General features: G+C 61.0%; 14 protein-coding genes and 1 pseudogene. 11 read left to right on the forward strand and 4 right to left on the reverse strand.

Going from position 1 to position 17,556, the window contains the following annotated elements:
• Positions 1 to 3: 3 nt before the first annotated feature.
• Complete coding sequence (locus ACN6KF_RS29560; protein WP_434960450.1) at positions 4 to 354, forward strand: hypothetical protein; 351 nt, start codon at positions 4 to 6, stop codon at positions 352 to 354.
• A gap of 178 nt (positions 355 to 532) precedes the next feature.
• On the opposite strand, the gene ACN6KF_RS29565 is transcribed toward ACN6KF_RS29560, so the two are convergent.
• The gene (locus ACN6KF_RS29565) at positions 533 to 1,552 is read right to left on the reverse strand and encodes a LacI family DNA-binding transcriptional regulator (protein ID WP_434960451.1); all 1,020 of its coding nucleotides are present in this window, start codon (positions 1,550 to 1,552) and stop codon (positions 533 to 535) included.
• A 92-nt stretch (positions 1,553 to 1,644) separates the two neighbouring features.
• On the opposite strand from ACN6KF_RS29565, the gene ACN6KF_RS29570 reads away from it, so the two are divergent.
• The 6 genes and pseudogenes from ACN6KF_RS29570 to ACN6KF_RS29595 all read left to right on the forward strand — a co-directional run bounded on the left by ACN6KF_RS29570 (position 1,645) and on the right by ACN6KF_RS29595 (position 9,710).
• Positions 1,645 to 2,871: an MFS transporter gene (locus ACN6KF_RS29570; RefSeq protein ID WP_434960452.1), complete on the forward strand. Its 1,227-nt coding sequence runs from the start codon at positions 1,645 to 1,647 to the stop codon at positions 2,869 to 2,871.
• Positions 2,872 to 3,271: 400 nt separating this feature from the next.
• Entirely contained in the window at positions 3,272 to 4,222 is a 951-nt protein-coding gene (locus tag ACN6KF_RS29575; protein ID WP_434961342.1) for an ABC transporter substrate-binding protein, read from the forward strand.
• Positions 4,223 to 4,292: 70 nt separating this feature from the next.
• Positions 4,293 to 5,777, forward strand: a complete 1,485-nt coding sequence (locus tag ACN6KF_RS29580) for a mannitol dehydrogenase family protein (protein ID WP_434960453.1) — start codon at positions 4,293 to 4,295, stop codon at positions 5,775 to 5,777.
• Between the two features lie 50 nt (positions 5,778 to 5,827).
• A pseudogene (locus tag ACN6KF_RS29585) lies at positions 5,828 to 5,974 on the forward strand (ribose ABC transporter permease); the annotation flags it as partial.
• A 717-nt stretch (positions 5,975 to 6,691) separates the two neighbouring features.
• Positions 6,692 to 8,263 carry a Re/Si-specific NAD(P)(+) transhydrogenase subunit alpha gene (locus ACN6KF_RS29590; RefSeq protein WP_434960454.1) on the forward strand — a complete coding sequence of 524 codons (1,572 nt, stop codon included), beginning with the start codon at positions 6,692 to 6,694 and terminating at the stop codon, positions 8,261 to 8,263.
• Positions 8,264 to 8,273: 10 nt separating this feature from the next.
• On the forward strand, positions 8,274 to 9,710 hold the full coding sequence (locus ACN6KF_RS29595) for an NAD(P)(+) transhydrogenase (Re/Si-specific) subunit beta (protein WP_434960455.1): 1,437 nt from the start codon (positions 8,274 to 8,276) through the stop codon (positions 9,708 to 9,710).
• Positions 9,711 to 9,929: 219 nt separating this feature from the next.
• Here ACN6KF_RS29595 and ACN6KF_RS29600 read toward each other — a convergent pair whose 3' ends face one another.
• Entirely contained in the window at positions 9,930 to 10,715 is a 786-nt protein-coding gene (locus tag ACN6KF_RS29600) for an AraC family transcriptional regulator (RefSeq protein ID WP_434960456.1), read from the reverse strand.
• Between the two features lie 105 nt (positions 10,716 to 10,820).
• On the opposite strand from ACN6KF_RS29600, the gene ACN6KF_RS29605 reads away from it, so the two are divergent.
• A complete protein-coding gene (locus ACN6KF_RS29605) occupies positions 10,821 to 12,077 on the forward strand; it encodes an MFS transporter (RefSeq protein ID WP_434960457.1) in 1,257 nt (418 codons plus the stop codon).
• Positions 12,078 to 12,186: 109 nt separating this feature from the next.
• Here the strand turns inward: ACN6KF_RS29605 and ACN6KF_RS29610 are convergent, their stop codons facing one another.
• Positions 12,187 to 12,786: a LysE family translocator gene (locus tag ACN6KF_RS29610; RefSeq protein ID WP_434960458.1), complete on the reverse strand. Its 600-nt coding sequence runs from the start codon at positions 12,784 to 12,786 to the stop codon at positions 12,187 to 12,189.
• A gap of 103 nt (positions 12,787 to 12,889) precedes the next feature.
• On the reverse strand, positions 12,890 to 14,323 hold the full coding sequence (locus ACN6KF_RS29615) for an NAD(P)/FAD-dependent oxidoreductase (protein WP_434960459.1): 1,434 nt from the start codon (positions 14,321 to 14,323) through the stop codon (positions 12,890 to 12,892).
• A gap of 284 nt (positions 14,324 to 14,607) precedes the next feature.
• Between ACN6KF_RS29615 and ACN6KF_RS29620 the strand changes: the two genes are divergently transcribed.
• The 3 genes from ACN6KF_RS29620 (at position 14,608) to ACN6KF_RS29630 (ending at position 17,556) form a co-directional block, all read left to right on the forward strand.
• Positions 14,608 to 15,621, forward strand: a complete 1,014-nt coding sequence (locus tag ACN6KF_RS29620) for an SMP-30/gluconolactonase/LRE family protein (protein ID WP_434960460.1) — start codon at positions 14,608 to 14,610, stop codon at positions 15,619 to 15,621.
• A gap of 62 nt (positions 15,622 to 15,683) precedes the next feature.
• The gene (locus tag ACN6KF_RS29625) at positions 15,684 to 16,529 is read left to right on the forward strand and encodes a sugar phosphate isomerase/epimerase family protein (RefSeq protein WP_434960461.1); all 846 of its coding nucleotides are present in this window, start codon (positions 15,684 to 15,686) and stop codon (positions 16,527 to 16,529) included.
• A gap of 148 nt (positions 16,530 to 16,677) precedes the next feature.
• Positions 16,678 to 17,556, forward strand: coding sequence for a branched-chain amino acid ABC transporter permease (locus ACN6KF_RS29630; RefSeq protein ID WP_434960462.1), 879 nt, complete (start codon positions 16,678 to 16,680; stop codon positions 17,554 to 17,556).

The raw sequence follows: 17,556 nt of genomic DNA on the forward strand, positions 1-17,556 counted from the left end.
CCGATGAGAGATCTGGCTTTGCAGGCCGCGGGAGCGTTGGCCATCATGTTTGCGATGATGCACGGGGTCATTGGCGAATGGCAGCTGTTTCCCAAAGCGATCATCGAGACAAAGAGGGTGCGCGCGCTGCTCAGGATGGTCTGGCAGGCAAGCACGATTGACTGGATTGCAATTGGGGCGCTACTGATTGCGGCCCCTGCATTAGGTTCGGAGAATGCCCGCCGATGGATCATTGGAGCCGCGGTGATCGTCTATGGCTACGCGGCTGTCGGCAACGCCATAGCCAGCCGAGGCAGGCATTTGGGTTGGGTCTTGATGAGCCTTGTGGTGATCTTTTCCCTGGCGGGACTTTGAAAAGACACGAGATCGAGTTTGAAGAATATGCCGTGGACCGAGATGGGTGCGCATCGCCGTCCCGTCCAGAAACAGCGGGCGCAGGGGCGATGGCAACCAGATCGGCGGTGTAGAGGCGGTTCAGTATGGCACTGCCGTTTGCCACTCCTCCACGATGTCCGATAATCTCGTCAATGCATCAGGATTTCGCCGCCCCTGCCGATCCTCGCTCGATGAGAGTGGCTGAAAACCGTGCATCTTCTGCTTTCTCCTTGCTGGAAAACATATGTTGCAGCTTGGAAACACTGGCTCGGCCCATGTCGCCGGCCGGCATGCGCATGGTCGTCAGCGATGGGCGCACGAACTTGCTGGTGACGTAATCGTCAAAGCCCATGACGGATATGTCGCCGGGAACGCCAAGGCCGCAATCGGCGAGCGCCGCCAAGGCACCGAGAGCATGGCGGTCCGTGGAGGCAAGGAGGGCGGTGGCGTTCAATCCGGCTGCATAGGCTTCACGAACACAGCGATAGCTATCGGCTTCATCGAGGAGGTCCTCAAAGACCCGGGCCTGATGATGTTCGGCCCTGCTGCGCAGAAACTCCAGCATGCCCGCTTCCCTGTCCTTGAAGTCGTGCCAGCCTGCATGACCCGTCAGATAGGCGAACCGGCGATGTCCCAGGCTCCAAAGATACTCGGTTGCTTCGTAGCCGGCGCGGCGGTTATCGACGGTGATGATCGGAAATCCTGTATTGGCCTGCTGACCGATCAGCACGAAGGGGACGCCGGCGGCTTCAGGTGTACGGCCGGGCATGTGGTCTGCGGCGCCCGCACACACGATGATGCCATCGACCTGGCGAGCAAGCAGTTCGTCGATCACCGTCTCGCGTCTTTCCTCATCGCTGTTGGTGAGACTGAGCAGCATGCAAAGCCCATGTTCACGTGCCATTGCATCAATGCCTTCGACCATGGCCGCGTAATAGGGATTCACCAACAATGGTGCGACCACCCCGATGCTGTCGCTTCGCGCCCGGGCGAGGCTGCGGGCCAGTGCGTTTGGCACAAAACCAAGCGCCCGTGCCGTCTCCTGAACTTTTTCGCGCGTTGCCGCGGCGACCGGGTAATTTGTCGAAGCCAGAACGCGCGATGCCGTGGCGACTGAAACGCCGGCCGCTCTGGCGACATCTCGGATGTTTTTCGTGCCGGTGGTATTGCCGCCCAATCTGAGGCTCCTCGTCTTGTCGTCGCGATGATTGACCGCATCGCTTTGACAGAATATGCATATAGTAACCGGTTACTGCAAAGGCCCAAGGCATGGAAGCGCGTGTTTTCGACCAGTCCGAAGGCCCGTCGGCCATCAAACAGGTTTTGTCTTCGCCGCTTTACCGTGGCGCGACCGTGGCGATGTTCCTTTCCGGCCTCGCAACGTCGGCGGCGGCTCCCCAGATCGTGCTGTTCCTGGTGAAGGAATTGCGCATCTCCCTGCCGGTCGCTGGTCTGTTCTATCTGACCAGTCTGGTGGCACCCATTGCCGGTTATGTCGTCGGTAGCTACTCCGACCGGACCGGCAACCGCCTCGGTCTGTTCCGGATCTGCGCAATCCTGGGCTTCCTAGGCTGGGCCGGCATCGCAATCTCAACTGCGGCGTGGATGCCGTTCGTGATGAGCGCTTTCTTCCTGGCGTTCTCCGTGGCAGCCGCTTCACAGGTGTTCGCGGCCCTTCATGATGATTTGGGCCGGGGGGGAGGGCGAGCCAATGAGAGCGTTGTCGCCATCGTCCGCATGGCCCTTACTGCAGGCTGGGTTCTGGGACCGGTGGCCGGGACATGGCTTGCTGCCGAAGCGGGTTACCGCACCATGTTGTGGGCAACGGCACTGTGTTTCCTGTTGCAGATCGTACCGCTGGGTACCCTGAACGTTTCAGTGCCGCCAAGGCAAAGCACGCCAGCATCGCCTGCCGGGAGCGGTCAAGTCGCATCGTGGCGGTCAATGCTGCCTTTGCTGGTCTTCACCGGCTTTTTCATTCTCGTCTACGGTGGGGAATCAATCAAATACGGTTTCCTGCCGCTCTATATGGAAGAAACACTCAGGCTGGATGCCGGAACCCGCGGCGCTGTCATCGGTATTCAGCCTTTCGTGGAACTGCTGATCATGCCCTTCAGCGTCGTTCTTGGCCGCAGGATCGGGTATCTCTGGCTGATGTCACTGGCCGCAGCACTCGGCGTTGCGGCCAATATCTGCTTTGCTGTCTGGAGCACGGCAGCCGGAATGTTTGCCGGCCAGATTCTCATGGGCGGCGTGTGGGGCGTGTTCGCGGCACTTGGCATCATCGTTGCCCAACGGCTCCTCCCACAAGCGGTCGCCACAGCATCAGCCATCTTCATGAGTTCGGCGGCACTCAGCACAGCTCTTGGAGGCGCGACCGGTGGGCTTGGAGTCGCCTTGGTCGGACTGCCGAATGTGTTCTTCTTTCCCGCCGCTTTCTCCACCGTTGCCGTCATCGGATTGGCTGTGATGGCCCGCTCCTCTGAGTTGAAATAGTTTTGCTCGAGCGCTGCGCGTCAACCGATCACCTCAGCCGGTTCTGTCAGAGCAAACCATCGTCCGGCAGCACGACAGGGACTTGCCTGCCGGATTCCAGGTAGCGATTACTTAGAGCACGCTATCGGTGCCGTCGCCGGCGGGCCTCTTGCAGTGTTGTTCTCCGCGTCGCCGATCAAGTCGGTGAACAGCTGAGAATCTACCTTGTTCATAGCTTTTACCCGTCGCCCATTTCGGTAGCACGGTTCGGCGCAGACGGTGCCGCGATCGGCGCAGCGCACGGGTCCGCTCGAGATCGACATAAGAGGTTGACAGGGCAGTCGAGTTGATAACAGTCTGTACACGTTAAATATAAAATTCTAATGAGATCGATCTCATTAGGGAGGGAAACGTGAAAGCCATGAATTATCTCGCCGGCTTTGCAATGACCGGCGTTGCCCTGGCCATGGGTGCGGTTGCTCCAGCATCGGCCAAGGACGTCAGATCGGTGGGTATATCGGTGGGATCGCTCGGCAATCCCGGCTTCGTGATCATCGCCAACACGGCGACCCGGATCATCAAGAAGGCCTATCCCAAAGCACAAGTGACCACCGTCGGCTACGACTACGACCTCGGCAAGCAGGTCAACCAGATCGACAATTTCATCGCTGCCGGTGCCGACTTCATCCTGCTCAATCCCGGCGATCCCAACGCGATCACCCCGGCCATCAAGAAGGCGCAGGCGGCCGGTATTCCCGTCGTCGCCTTCGATACGGCCGCCGAGGGAGCCGATGCCGTAGTAATGACCGACAATATCATGGCTGGCAGTGTTTCCTGCCAGTATATCGCCGACAAGCTCAAGGGTGCCGGCAATGTCGTCATTCAGAACGGGCCGCAGGTTTCTTCGGTGATCGACCGTGTGGTGGGCTGCAAGCAGGTACTAGCCAAATATCCCGACATCAAGATCCTGTCGGACGACCAGGACGGCAAGGGATCGCGCGACGGCGGCATGGCGGTGGCGCAGGGCTATCTGACCCGCTTCCCCAAAATCGATGCGATCTTCACCATCAACGATCCGCAGGCTATCGGCACGGCGCTCGCGGCCAAGCAGGCAGGTCGCAGCGAGTTCTTCATCACGTCCGTCGACGGCTCGCCCGACATCGAGTCCGCCTTGAAGGATCCGGCCCTGGACATGATCAAGGCCTCGGCCAGCCAGGATTTCTATGCCATTCCCAAGGTCTCGGCGCAGACGGCAATGGACCTGGTCAACGGCAAGAAGCCCGAGAAGCCCATTATTCTGATTCCCCCCGCCCTGGTTACCCGCGAAAATGTCGGCGACTACAAGGGATGGAATACCAAGCACGACGACTGACACCATCGTCTGGCTCAAGATGGCCTCCTCCTGCCCGAGGAGGCCATTTCAATCCTGAAAGTACAGGCCCATGCTCCCGCTCAATACTTCGACACTTGCCTCATTCGGCCCGACCGTGACCAGGCCGATCTACGACCGGAGCCGGCTGCGGGCCGGGATCGTGCATTTCGGGGTCGGCAATTTCCATCGGGTGCACCAGGCAATCGCCATCGATGCCTGCCTCCATCATCCCGGACATGAGGATTGGGCGATCTGCGGCGTAGGCCTGACGGATGGTGCCGCTGCCCGCACCAAGGCCGATGCCTATCGCCGGCAGAACAATCTCTACACGGTGACGCAACTCACCTCGTCGATGCCGAAGCAAACGCAGGTCGTCGGGGCGATGATCGACTATCTGCATGCTCCGGCGGATCCGGAAGCTGTGCTCGCCCGCCTCGCTGATTCCGCGACGCGCATCGTCTCGCTCACCATCACCGAAGGCGGCTACAATATCGACGAAGCCAGCGGCGCTTTCCGTCTCGATACCCCCGACATCCGCCACGATCTGGCGGGCGGACCGCCCCGGACAGTGTTCGGCTATATCGTGGCTGCGCTGGCGCGCCGGCGCCAAGCCGGGCTGCCGCCCTTCACGGTGATGTCCTGCGACAATCTCCCACGCAATGGCGACACCTCGCGTCTGGCCGTGATCGGTTTTGCCCGCGCTCTCGATCCCGGTCTTGCCGATTGGATCGAGGCGAATGGTGCCTTCCCCAACTCGATGGTCGACCGCATCGCACCGCAGGTGCCGGAAGACGAGCGCCGACGCATCACCACCGGTATCGGCGTCGACGATTTCGTCGCCGCCACCTGTGAACCCTATACGAGCTGGGTGGTGGAGGATCGTTTCTGCGCCGGGCGGCCGCAGCTCGAACTGGCCGGGGTGGTGTTCAGCGATGAGGTGCCGGCCTATGTCGCGGTGAAGGGGAGGCTCTCCAACGCCGCCCATATGCTGATGTGCTATCCATCCTTGCTGATGGGTGCCCGCCTGGTCGACGAAGGCATGCGCTACCCCGACATTCCCCGCCTTCTCCACGCCTTCTGGGAGCGAGACGTCCGGCGCCTGGTCGAACCGCCCGCCGGCTATTCGACGAAAGACTTCACCGACAAGGTGATCGAACGTTTCGCCAATCCCGCGATCAAGGACCAGCTCCTCAGGGTGGCCGGCGACGGCGCCTCCAAAATCGTGGTCTTCCACGGCAAGACGATCGGCCAGTTGCTTGCCGGCGGTGGCGAGCTCGACCGCGAGGCCTTCCTGCTTGCCTGCTTTGCCCGCTATCTAGGCGGCGTGGATGATCAGGGTGTTGCCTTCGAGATTTTCGAACCGCGCATCGGCACAGCCGATTGGCAGAGGCTGAAGGGTGGCGATCCCCTGGCCGTGCTCGACATCGAGGCTTTTGCCAGCCTGGGTCTTCGCCGAAGCTCGGCCTTCGTTGCGGCCTATCTCAAATCCCTAGGGGCTCTGGCAGAGCAGGGCGCTGCTGCAACATTGGTGCAACTGCTGAGATCACGGCATTGAGTTGGGGGCAGGATGAACACAGGCCAGAGGCAAGCCTTCCTTGAAATGCGGTCGGCGCCCTGATCATCGCCGTGCTCTCCAACGGCCTGATTCTGATCGGTGTCTCCGACATCTGGCAGTTCATCATTAAGGGCTTGATCATTATCGGAACCGTCGCTCTCGACCGCCTGCGATCTTCCGGCGACGCCCGGACATAGAAATCGATACTCACTCGTGAGGTCGATAGGGCCCCGCCCAAGAATCTGCCCTGTCCTTGGGCGCGTGGCCCTTTTTTTCGAGAGAGCCCACGAAACGGCTTCATTGCGTGATCTCAACAATGAAAACCAGAAACGACCGCATCATCGTCGTCGACGCATACGAGATCGTGCTGGCTGGGAGCGAGCAGGCTCTCCCTCCCTATCGCGGCCTGCCTTGCCGAAGCCGGCATCGCTCCTGGCGAAGTGGCGGTGATCGGGGATGGAGCCCGCAACGCGCTGTGGGTGCGGATTCTCGCCGATGTGCTTGGCCGGCGGCGAGGCGATCGCCGTAATTGCCACCAAGTCCGCCAATCTTGGACGTTGCCAAGCCGAGGGCCGAGCTGATGCAGGCCTATCCCGATAATTTTGCGGCCTTCTCGACGGCTCCTATCGGTTGTCGAGGGTGGTGCTCTAAAAGACTCTTATAGCAAGAGGCATTTTCAATAACTCCTGGTTCCGTCCAACGATTTTTGCCAAATCGTCGATTTGGTGTCTGAGATCGTCAGGTGTTCAAACCCCCGTTGCGCCAGCATCTCCGGGGCTTGGTATAAGGTCAAAGTGTGTATGGGTCGTCGACATGGACTTGACCCCACGACATAAGCCGAAGCTAAATATTGGCGATCCATCAAAACTGAACATCGAAGGATGCCGGTGGGAGTGCTGGCGCAGGGGAGTGGAATGAAGATAGGCGCACTGAAAGAAATATGGGCGGGTGAGACGCGGGTTGCGGTGACCCCGTCGTCCGCGGCGCACCTTGCCAAGCTGGGCCATGAAGTCTTTGTCGAGGCCGGCGCTGGAACTGCTTCCGGTTTTGGCGATGCCGACTATGTGAAGGCGGGCGTCGTGGTGGCCAATTCTGCCGCCGATCTCGTCGAGGCCGTCGACGTGGTGGCCAAGGTACGCCAGCCCAGCGATGCGGAACTGGAGCGCATGAAGAGCGACCAGACGCTGATTTCCTTCTTCTACCCAGGCCAGAACCAGGAACTGCTCCAGCACGCGAAGGACAAGGGCGTCACCGCGGTGGCCATGGACATGGTACCCCGCATCTCGCGCGCCCAGAAGATGGACGCCTTGTCCTCGATGGCCAATATCGCCGGCTATCGGGCGGTAATCGAGGCTGCCAACAATTTCGGGCGCTTCTTCACCGGGCAGGTCACTGCCGCCGGCAAGGTGCCGCCGGCTAAGGTACTGGTGATCGGCGCCGGCGTCGCAGGCCTTGCCGCGATCGGCGCAGCCCGCGGGCTCGGGGCGATCGTGCGCGCCTTCGACGTTCGGCCTGAAGTCGCCGAGCAGATCGAGTCGATGGGTGGCGAGTTCCTCTTCCTCGATTTCTCCGACCAGCAGGATGGCGCTTCGACGGGTGGCTATGCCGCGCCCTCATCGCCCGAATTCCGGGCCAAACAACTCGAGCTGTTTCGCGCACAGGCGCCCGAGGTCGATGTCGTCATCACCACGGCCCTGATCCCCGGCCGCGACGCTCCGAAGCTGTGGACCGCCGACATGGTGGCGGCGATGAAGAACGGCTCGGTCGTGGTGGACCTTGCCGCCGAACGCGGCGGCAATTGCGACCTGACCGTGCCGAACGAGAAGATCGTCAGCGAGAATGGCGTCACCATCGTCGGCTATACCGACTTCCCCAGCCGCATGGGCGCGCAGGCTTCCGAGCTCTACGCCAACAATGTCCGCCACTTCATCGCCGACCTGACACCTGCCAAGGACGGCATCATCAACCACAATATGGAGGATGACGTGATCCGCGGCGCGACCGTCACGCGGGATGGTGCCATCACCTTCCCGCCGCCGCCGCCCAAGATCGCGGCCATTGCCGCGCAAAAGCCGAAGGAGAAAGCCAAGGAGCTGACCTTGGAGGAAAAGCGGGCCAAGGAACGCGCCGACTTCAGGGCACAGACCCGCTCGCAGTTCACCCTGCTCGGCATCGGCGCCGTGCTGATGCTGATCGTCGGCCTCTATGCGCCGCCCAGCTTCCTCGGCCATTTCATCGTCTTCGTGCTGGCCTGCTTCATCGGCTTCCAGGTGATCTGGAATGTCAGTCACTCGCTGCACACGCCCCTGATGGCGGTCACCAACGCGATCTCCGGCATCGTCATCCTGGGCGCACTGCTGCAAATAGGGTTCGGATCGTGGTGGGTGATCCTTCTTTCGGCGATTTCGGTACTGATCGCCTCGATCAACGTCGTCGGCGGCTTCCTCGTCACCCGGCGCATGCTCGCCATGTTCCAGAAGTCGTAAGGGGATCGCCATGGAATACGGATTGACCACGGCGATCTATGTTGTTGCCGCCATTCTCTTCATCCTGTCGCTCGGCGGCCTGTCGGGGCAGGAGAGCGCCAAGCGCGCCGTCTGGTACGGCATCATCGGCATGGCGCTGGCGGTGCTCGCCACCCTGTTTGGCGCCGGCTCGGGCCATTTCTATCTGACGGTGGTGATGATCGCCTTCGGCGCGCTGGCCGGCTGGTATGTCGCCAATCGCGTGCAGATGACGGAAATGCCGCAGCTGGTGGCTGCCTTGCACTCCTTCGTGGGCCTTGCCGCGGTGTTCATCGGCATCAATGCCGAGATCACGCTGCAGGATGTGGTCGCGGCTCATGCCTCCGGTACGGCAGAGACCTTCACGGGCTTTGCGGCGGTGCTGGCGCACAAGACCTCGGCCGAGATCGCCATGCTGAAGGTGGAAGTCTTCCTCGGCATCTTCATCGGCGCGGTCACCTTCACCGGCTCGATCGTGGCCTTCGGCAAGCTGGCCGGCAAGATCGACGGCAAGGCCCAGAAATATCCTGGCGGCCATGCCCTCAATGCCGGGGCAGCACTGCTCTGCCTGGTTCTGGGCATCGCCTATTGCATGGGCGCCGGGCTGTGGGCGCTTTTGTTGATTACGCTCGCTGCCGGTTTCATCGGCTGGCACCTGATCATGGGCATCGGCGGGGCTGACATGCCGGTGGTGGTGTCGATGCTCAACTCCTATTCGGGCTGGGCAGCGGCGGCGATCGGCTTCACGCTGGGCAACGACCTCCTGATCGTCACCGGCGCGCTGGTGGGCTCGTCGGGCGCGATCCTGTCCTACATCATGTGCAAGGCGATGAACCGCTCCTTCGTGTCGGTCATTCTCGGCGGCTTCGGCGGCCAACAGCAATCGACCATGCAGATCGAGGGCGAGCAGGTCGCCATCGATGCCGACGGCGTGGCGTCAGCGCTCAACGATGCCGAAAGCGTTATCATCGTGCCCGGCTACGGCATGGCGGTCAGCCAGGCCCAGCAGTCGGTCAGCGAGCTGACGCGCAAGCTGCGCGCCGCCGGCAAGAACGTGCGCTTTGCCATCCATCCGGTGGCGGGCCGGCTACCTGGCCACATGAACGTGCTGCTCGCCGAGGCCAAGGTGCCCTACGATATCGTGCTGGAGATGGACGAGATCAACGAGGACTTCCCCTCCACCGACGTGGTCATCGTCATCGGCTCCAACGACATCGTCAATCCGGCAGCCCAGGAGGATCCGGGCAGTCCGATCGCCGGCATGCCGGTGCTCGAAGTGTGGAAGGCCAAGACCGTCTTCGTCTCCAAGCGCGGCCAGGGTACCGGCTATTCGGGCATCGAGAACCCGCTGTTCTTCAAGGAGAACACGCGCATGTTCTACGGTGACGCCAAGAAGTCGATCGACCAGCTCCTGCCCATGCTGGCCTGATCCAACGGGGCGATATCGGAATATACATGGCAAAGGTCGCTCCCGGCATATGGGAGCGACCGGAGGCTTCCTCCCGAGGAATTGCGGTGTTCGACATTCACCGGTCCCTGGCACTGTGAAGCAGCATAGAAATTGGCCGAGGGTGCGAGGCCGTTTTCCAAGATCATCATTCAAGGCTCGCAAGAGGCCTTCGCAGTATCAGGGTTTCTTGGCCTTTTTTCAGTTCGCGCGGCTGGTACGCATCCCAAGATAGGTCAGGGGCGGACTGCCGAAGGCGCGCTTGAACATGATCGTGAATGCGGCCGGGTTTTCGTAGCCCAGGTCGATCGCAACCGTCGTGACGGGCTCGCCCGCCGCCAGACGGGGCATGGCAAATAATAGACAGGCCTGCTGGCGCCAGGCCAGGAAACTGAGACCCGTCTCGAGCCGAAAAACGCGCGTGAACGTGCGCCGGCTCATGCCGAGCGCTGTGCTCCAGTCGTCGATTTGCTCGTGAATGTTCGGTCGTTCGACGAAACGTCGGCAGCGGAGAGCCAGCGGGCCGTGCGAGGGGTAATTCAGCGAAAGCGGCAGGGCCGGCATTTGCTGCATTTCATGGCGTATCAACTCCATCAGTGCGCCGGAGCGGCTATCGAGGTCGTATTCGAGTGGTAGGCTGAGCGCCTCGGTCATGAGGCTTCGCATGAACGGCGAAATGCCGACGACCTGGCAGTGGGCAGGCATGCTCGGAACCGCGTCAGGCTCGAGATACAGGCTTTGCATGCCGACCACGCCGACCATGCGAACATGATGGGTCGTGCCGGGTGGAATCCACATTCCGCGTTGCGGAGGCATGACCCAAGTACCGTCCGGTGTCGCAAGCACGACGACGCCGGACGCGCCGGAGATCAACTGCCCGCGTCGGTGATGGTGAGGCGGGACGATGAAGCCATCCGGATAATCTCGGCCGATCGCGATAATCGGCCGGGGGATGTGATCGACGGTGTCGATATGAATGTCCCGCATGTTGGCCCACTCTCGTAGGATTTTGGCCCAACATTGGTGGCAGGCCGCATGGCCACTCGGTACGCTGCCGATCGGCCGAACACAAGCTCTCCGTTCCGATCGGCGATGGCTTTCTCCGAGGATTTTCCCGTGTCTACCCGAACTCTACCGCGTCAACATACATCCCCCCAACCGCAGACAAGGACAAAGACGGTATTCACCGTCTTGGGGGCGGCGAGTTTTTGCCATTTGCTGAATGACATGCTGCAGGCGCTCCTGCCCGCCGTCTATCCGATCCTTCAGGGCAATTTCGCACTCAGCTTCGCACAGGTCGGTTTTCTGACCTTCATCTACCAGATCACGGCATCGCTGTTTCAGCCCTTCATCGGTTACTATACCGATCGCCGGCCCATGCCATATTCCCTGCCTGTGGGCATGGCTTCATCGATGTCGGGTTTGCTGACGCTCGCCTTCGCACCCAATTATGGCGTGCTGCTGATCGGCGCCATGTTGCTCGGCCTCGGCTCCTCGATCTTCCATCCGGAAACGTCGCGCATTGCTCGTCTGGCGTCCGGCGGCGCCCATGGTCTGGCGCAATCGCTGTTTCAGGTCGGCGGCAATTTCGGATCGGCGCTCGGTCCCTTGGCGGCCGCCTTCTTCGTGCTGCCTCGTGGACAGGCCGGCCTCGCCTGGTTCGCGCTCGCCGCTCTTGCCGGCATCATCATCCTGACGGCGCTGGGGCATTGGTATCAGCTCAACGGTCACGCAAAGCGGGCATCGCACAAGGCTCCCGGCCATCATCCGACACTGACACGCGGTCAGGTTTCGCGGGCAATGGCCGTACTGATCGCGCTGCTTTTTTCAAAATATATCTATCTCGCCAGCTTCACGAGCTATTACATTTTCTATCTCAAGGACAAATTCGGCTTGGCCACGCAGACGGCCCAGATCTATCAGTTCGTCTTCTTCGCGGCCGTCGCATCCGGTACTATTGCCGGCGGGCCGATCGGCGACAGGCTCGGGCGCAAAGTCGTGATCTGGGTTTCGATCCTTGGCGTGCTGCCATTCACCCTGCTGCTGCCGCATGTCGGCCTGACCGCAACCGCCGTGCTGAGCGTGATCATCGGCTTCGTGATCTCCTCTGCCTTCCCTGCGATCGTGGTCTATGGGCAGGAACTGATGCCGGGCCGTGTGGGCATGGTATCGGGCCTGTTCTTCGGCTTCATTTTCGGGATCGGTGGCATCGGGGCAGCCGCACTCGGCACGTTAGCGGACCGGACCGGCATCGACTTCGTGTTCCAGCTCTGTGCCTTCCTGCCGGCACTCGGCATTCTCACGGTGTTGCTGCCGAACCTGCGAGGGCACGAGTCATCGCAGGCATGAGGGGCTGGCGGCGGCGCTCACTTTGCTGTGCGGCATCTGAGCCTGGAACAGACGTTCGGGCACAAGTCCCATGGATAGCGAGCCCACGTGCGCGAGAGCGCGCGCGGGATCACCGGTCGAAGGCTTTGACCACCGTAGATACGAAGAGGGAAGCGGCAAAGAGCAGGAGCACCAGTGCCCCTATACGGGCGAACAACCGCGACGAAGCCATGAGTCTGAAGCGCGAGGCGAGCCCGGCGCCGATCATGGTCCAGACGAGGCCTGCCGATGGGATGAGTACCGACAACCAGCAAAGATAGGGAAGGGCGGCCAATATCTGGCCGTCACGCAGGTGCGGTACGATCGACAGCGTGAACAAGAGTGCCTTGGGATTGAGGAGCGTCACGAGGAAAATGTCGCGGCTGCCCGATCCGACCGATGCCTGCCCGCGCTCGTGCCATCCCCACAATTTCCTTGCCGAGTAGAAAAGGGCGCAGCATGCGGCTATCGCCGCATATGTCGTTGCCGCGGGTACGATGCGTGCCGCGATGGCGAGGCCATAGGACCAGCCGAGTATGCCGGTCAGGTAGCCGGCCAGTTCCGCAGGCAGCAAGAATATGGTCGAGCGAAAGCCGATAAGGGCACCATTGGTCGCGATGAGCGTGTTGGTTGGCCCTGGGACGAACAGCAGCGCCATGGCCGCGAGTGAAAACGCAAACCAGTTTTCCATTACCGATACCTATGGCTGTGTGACGGCACCATGCGATGGCCGGCTCGGTCCAACCGGCCGACAACGTGGTCGGAAACCGCCGACCACGTCCGGGCATTCGGCCCTAGGCCGCCTGGGTGAGCATGATCTGGGGCCGGGTGACGACATAGAGGCCGTCGATCGCTGCAGTGGCCTGCAGGAAGTGCAGTCCGTTCAAGGCATCCATGAACTGCATGTTCTCGCGCCGCGTTTCCTCGCCGAATTGACCGGCACCACGACGCATGTCGACGCCCTGCCGCAGCTTTTCGGCAACCTTCTTGGCGACGAGCTCGCCATATTTTCCGTCGCTGAACTCGGTATAGTCGGCCCCGCCGGAGACGATGCTGACAAATGCCTTCTTCATGTCCTGATCGGAATAGTCCTTGGAGGTGAGATGCTGCGCTTCCCAGAAATAGCCGTCCTGTCCCTTGTTCAGGTCATAGAACGAGGACACCATCATCAGGAAGCGAAGATAGGCTTGCCGGTAGCTCGTTTCGAAGAAGTTGACCGCCCGGTCTTCGTCGACCTTTCCCTTGAAGATGCTGGCAATCGAAGCACCGGCGACGAGGCTCGACATCATCGCCAGATGCACGCCGCTCGATAGCAGGGGATCGAGGAAGCAGGCTGAATCGCCGCACATGAAATAGCCGGGCCCGGAAAACCGTTCCGAGGTGTAGGAGTAGTCGGTCTCCATCCTGATGTCGTTGCGCTTGGCATCTTTCAGGATGATCTTGGCCTCGTCATTGTTGGCCAACAGATGATCGTAGACCTGTTCGGCAGAACGGCCGTCCTCGCGTTCTTTTCTCAACTGGTCGCGGGTAATCACCGTGCCGACGCTGACGGTGCCGTCATTGAGCGGGATGAACCATATCCATCCCGCCTCGATCGAAATGATGCGCGTCGAGCCGGGCGGCAGGTTGTCATAGTTCAGGTTTGTCCCGGTCCAGTACGACCAGACGGCCACATTCTTGAAGACGTTATGGAATTGGCGGTCCTTCCTGTAGTCGTTGGCGATGATGCCGCTGCGCCCCGAACAGTCGACAAGATATTTGAAGCGGATGGTGCCCCGCGTCTCCGAGCCACGATCGAGATAGCTGGCGCCAACAGCCCGGCCATTCTCGAATTCGATATTGGTGACTTTCACGTTTTGATGGATGTCCGCGCCGTTTTCGGCTGCATGATCCAGCAGAAGCTTGTCGAATTCGGACCGTTTTACCTGGTACGAGTGCTGGGGCGCGCCTTCGATCTCGTCAAAGCGGAAAGACCATTTCTCGTTACCCCAGTTGAAGTAGCCGCCGGGTTTTTCAACGAAGCCATGTTGCTTGATCTTCTCGCTGGCGCCAATCGCATCGAGCATGGGCATCAGGGATGCGAGGAGAGATTCACCAATGTGGTACCGCGGAAACACGTCTCGTTCCAGAACCGTCGTCTGTACGCCATGACCGGCGAGGATGGTGGCAACCGTCGAGCCGGCTGGACCTCCACCAATCACAAGTACATCTGTTGTATTTGGTATCATCTAGGTCTCCTGTGCGTTTCGCGAGGCTAGATGTAGAAAGGGCGGCGGATTTGAAGTCCTATCGAGCCTCGGTAGTACGGGCGCCCGAATTGACGATAATTCTGCAAGTGAGAGCCGGTATCGTCCGTTCGGACAATATGTATTGCGTTCTTCTTGGCTGGCGGCGGCGTTGAGCGGCGGATGATCCGGCCGCCGTCTGGCAGGGAGCTAGTCCAACCGGACGATGCTCCGGATGCGGCCGACGTTAGCTTGGCCGGTATTGTCTCTCGAATGAGGCGCGCGGCATGTCGGCATTACTGCATAGGGCGCTGCTCGCGCTGATGATCTCGCTGTCGTGGACGTCGGCTCGGGCATCGCAATGGCGGATATTGGCGCAATTCGACGATGCGCCTGAGGGCCTGGTCGCAGACGCGGACGGCAATCTCTTCGTCAGCCTGTTTCATTCCGGTCGGATCATGCGGGTGACCGGGGATGGCCGGGTCAGCAAGGTTGCCGATCTGCGTGATGTCATCGGCGATGCCAAGGGCAGCACGGTCGGCATCGATTGGGATCGCAAGGACCATCTTTATGTGGCGTTCTCTCAATATTCGGAACGCTACCCCTGGCCGGCAAAGGCCGAGCTTGCCGCCGAAGCCTGTGGCGATGCGACCGTCACCAAATCCGGCCTTTATCGCGTAACGATTACGACCGGAAAGGTCGAAGCGATCGTGACCAGGGCGGACGGATATCCGTTCTGCTTTCCCGATGATCCGGTCTATGCGCCGGACGGTACGATTTTTCTTTCTGACCTCAGCCTGCAGGCGATCTGGAAGATCGATCCCGAGCAAAAGGCGGCGCGGATCTGGTCGAAGGATCGCTTGTTCAGCCCGGGCGACCGCTCCCTGAGCGGCTACCCGGTCGGCGTGAACGGCATAGCCCTGGCGCGCGATGGCAAGGCGCTGTTCGGCGTCACCGGAGGCATCCCCATGCTCGTGCGGGTCCCGATCCTCGACGACGGCCGTGCCGGCAAGGCCCAGATGCTGGCCTTCGGCTATGACAATATGGATGGTCTGGAAGTGGATCGGAGCGGCAATTTCTATCTGACCGAAACCACGCGCAGCGAGATATGGAAGGTCAGCGCCGATGCCAGCAAGCGCCAGCAACTCGGCAATCCGCTCGAGGCCCCCCTCGGAGCCCCCGCCAGTATCGCACTCGTCAATGACGAGCTGTGTGTCACCAATTTGAATTTCTTCAAGAATCTCCCCCCAGCCAAGGCCAATTCGATCGTATGCCGCAAGCTCGATACTTCCCTGTGGTAGGCGCGGCTAGTCTCGATGCGCTTCGATGGTTTGTCCGTCGCCGTCGACAAGGGCCAAGGAAGATGAGGTCGCGTCCATATATCTGCAGCTCCTATACGATAAGCGGCACGATGCCGGGCGGGGCGGTAGCGTCGCGCCATGGTTTTGCCGAAAGGGTGGCTGCGTGCGCCGAAGCCGGCTACGCCGGCATGTGCCTGCATTTTCGCGACTATGCCGAACAGCGCGAGCGCGGATGGCGCGACGAGGACATGCGGGCCGTGCTGGCTGCAGGCCGGATCGACTATCTGTCCATTGAGTTCCTGATCGAGTGGTTCATGGACGGCCAGGCAGGCGAGCTTGCCAGATCAAACGAAGAAGTCGCCTTCCAGGCGGCCAGGGCACTGGGTGCGCGGATTATTCATGTCGGCCCGGATCTGTCCGATCGCCGGATAGCCGGGCCGGTGATGCGCCTGAAATTTCGCGAGCTTTGCGAGCGGGCGGCCCGCTATGGTCTGATGGTTGCCCTGGAGCCGGTCGCCTGGGGCAATGTGCGCGACATCGACACGGCTCTGGGAATCGTCGACGATATCGCCAATGCTGGCCTGGTGCTCGATTGCTGGCATTTCTTCCGGGCCGGCCTTGCGCTCGACGAGATGAAAAAGATCCCGATGGACCGTATCCTGGCAGTTCAGATCAACGACGCCGACAGCGTGCCCGTCGGGGCCCTGGCCGTCGACACGATGAACCGCAAACTGTGCGGGCAGGGTTCGTTCGAGCTCGATCGTTTTGTTGCGACCCTGGACGAAATGGGCGTGACCGTGCCCCTGAGTATCGAGATCATTTCCACGGATATGGCAGGCCGGTCGGCAGCCGAGGCCGCGGCCCTATCGCTGGCCTCGGCGCGCAACTGCCTGCGTGGCCTGGGCTGAGCCATCAAACTATCCGCTGCTAGTCCGTTCGAACGATGTCGAGGCAGGCGGTAATTTTGCATAAGCTGGCAAAAATGCGCCGTCTGCTTCGTGGGCTTAGAGCCCCCCGATGCAGTCGTTGCGTCCTCGAAATCAGGGAGGCGATGCGATGCTCAGTGAACTCGTGATCATCGCGATACGCGGGATTGCCATCGGGTCAATTTTCGCCACCATCGCGATGAGCTTCAACATCGTCCACGGCGCCACGAACATCTTCAATTTCGCCCAGGGCAACATGTTCATCCTGGGCGGGTTCGCAGCCTATTTCCTGGCAAACCAGGTTGGCCTGGGCCAATGGAGCGTGATGCTGCTGGTAACGGGCCTTGCCATCGCCGTCCTCGTTACCTTCCAGGGCTATCTCACTCTCCTGCCGCTCCGCTCGTCCGTCGAGCAGGATAGCTGGCTGATCTCCACGGTCTCGGTGTCGGTCATCGTCGCCGCCCTCCTGATGATCACGCAAGGACCGTTCGCTTATTCGGTATCCAATGTGGTGCCGAGTTTTCGCATTTTCGGAACCCGCACGCCCGGTGCTTATGCGTTGGCGATCGGGGCCATGCTATTCTGGTTCTGTGCATTGCGCTTCTTCCTGCGCCACACCTTCACCGGCCTCGCCATCAGCGCCCTGTCGCAGGATTTCGATGCTGCCCGAGCGGCGGGACTGCCGGTGCGTCGCCTTCAACTCATTTCGTTCGGCATCAGCGGCCTGATGGTGGGAACGGTCGGTTTCCTGGTCGCTCCGGTCATCTCCGTCAGCCCGGATGCCGGCCTGAAATATGTGCTGAATGGTTTCGTGGCCGCGGTCGTCGGCGGTATCGGCTCCAATGCAGGCACGCTGATCGGTGGGCCCCTGGTCGGTATCGTGGCGATGCTCACCGCCTACAAGCTCGGCGGGGCCTATCAGGATCTGGCGTCCTTGCTGGTTCTGGTCCTGATCCTGATGTTCAGGCCGCAGGGCTTGTTCGGGCGCGCCAGCGCAAGGCGCGTGTGA

It is taken from the genome of Labrys methylaminiphilus subsp. lupini (assembly GCF_051161885.1).
Lineage (GTDB): Bacteria > Pseudomonadota > Alphaproteobacteria > Rhizobiales > Labraceae > Labrys.

Bases quoted from the DNA above. Each gene is read 5' to 3' on its own strand.
- ACN6KF_RS29560 (WP_434960450.1), top strand. From the start codon at position 4: ATGAGAGATCTGGCTTTGCAGGCCGCGGGAGCGTTGGCCATCATGTTT.
- ACN6KF_RS29570 (WP_434960452.1), top strand. From the start codon at position 1,645: ATGGAAGCGCGTGTTTTCGACCAGTCCGAAGGCCCGTCGGCCATCAAA.
- ACN6KF_RS29575 (WP_434961342.1), top strand. From the start codon at position 3,272: ATGAATTATCTCGCCGGCTTTGCAATGACCGGCGTTGCCCTGGCCATG.
- ACN6KF_RS29580 (WP_434960453.1), top strand. From the start codon at position 4,293: ATGCTCCCGCTCAATACTTCGACACTTGCCTCATTCGGCCCGACCGTG.
- ACN6KF_RS29590 (WP_434960454.1), top strand. From the start codon at position 6,692: ATGAAGATAGGCGCACTGAAAGAAATATGGGCGGGTGAGACGCGGGTT.
- ACN6KF_RS29595 (WP_434960455.1), top strand. From the start codon at position 8,274: ATGGAATACGGATTGACCACGGCGATCTATGTTGTTGCCGCCATTCTC.
- ACN6KF_RS29600 (WP_434960456.1), bottom strand. From the start codon at position 10,715: ATGCGGGACATTCATATCGACACCGTCGATCACATCCCCCGGCCGATT.
- ACN6KF_RS29605 (WP_434960457.1), top strand. From the start codon at position 10,821: ATGGCTTTCTCCGAGGATTTTCCCGTGTCTACCCGAACTCTACCGCGT.
- ACN6KF_RS29610 (WP_434960458.1), bottom strand. From the start codon at position 12,786: ATGGAAAACTGGTTTGCGTTTTCACTCGCGGCCATGGCGCTGCTGTTC.
- ACN6KF_RS29615 (WP_434960459.1), bottom strand. From the start codon at position 14,323: ATGATACCAAATACAACAGATGTACTTGTGATTGGTGGAGGTCCAGCC.
- ACN6KF_RS29620 (WP_434960460.1), top strand. From the start codon at position 14,608: ATGTCGGCATTACTGCATAGGGCGCTGCTCGCGCTGATGATCTCGCTG.
- ACN6KF_RS29625 (WP_434960461.1), top strand. From the start codon at position 15,684: ATGAGGTCGCGTCCATATATCTGCAGCTCCTATACGATAAGCGGCACG.
- ACN6KF_RS29630 (WP_434960462.1), top strand. From the start codon at position 16,678: ATGCTCAGTGAACTCGTGATCATCGCGATACGCGGGATTGCCATCGGG.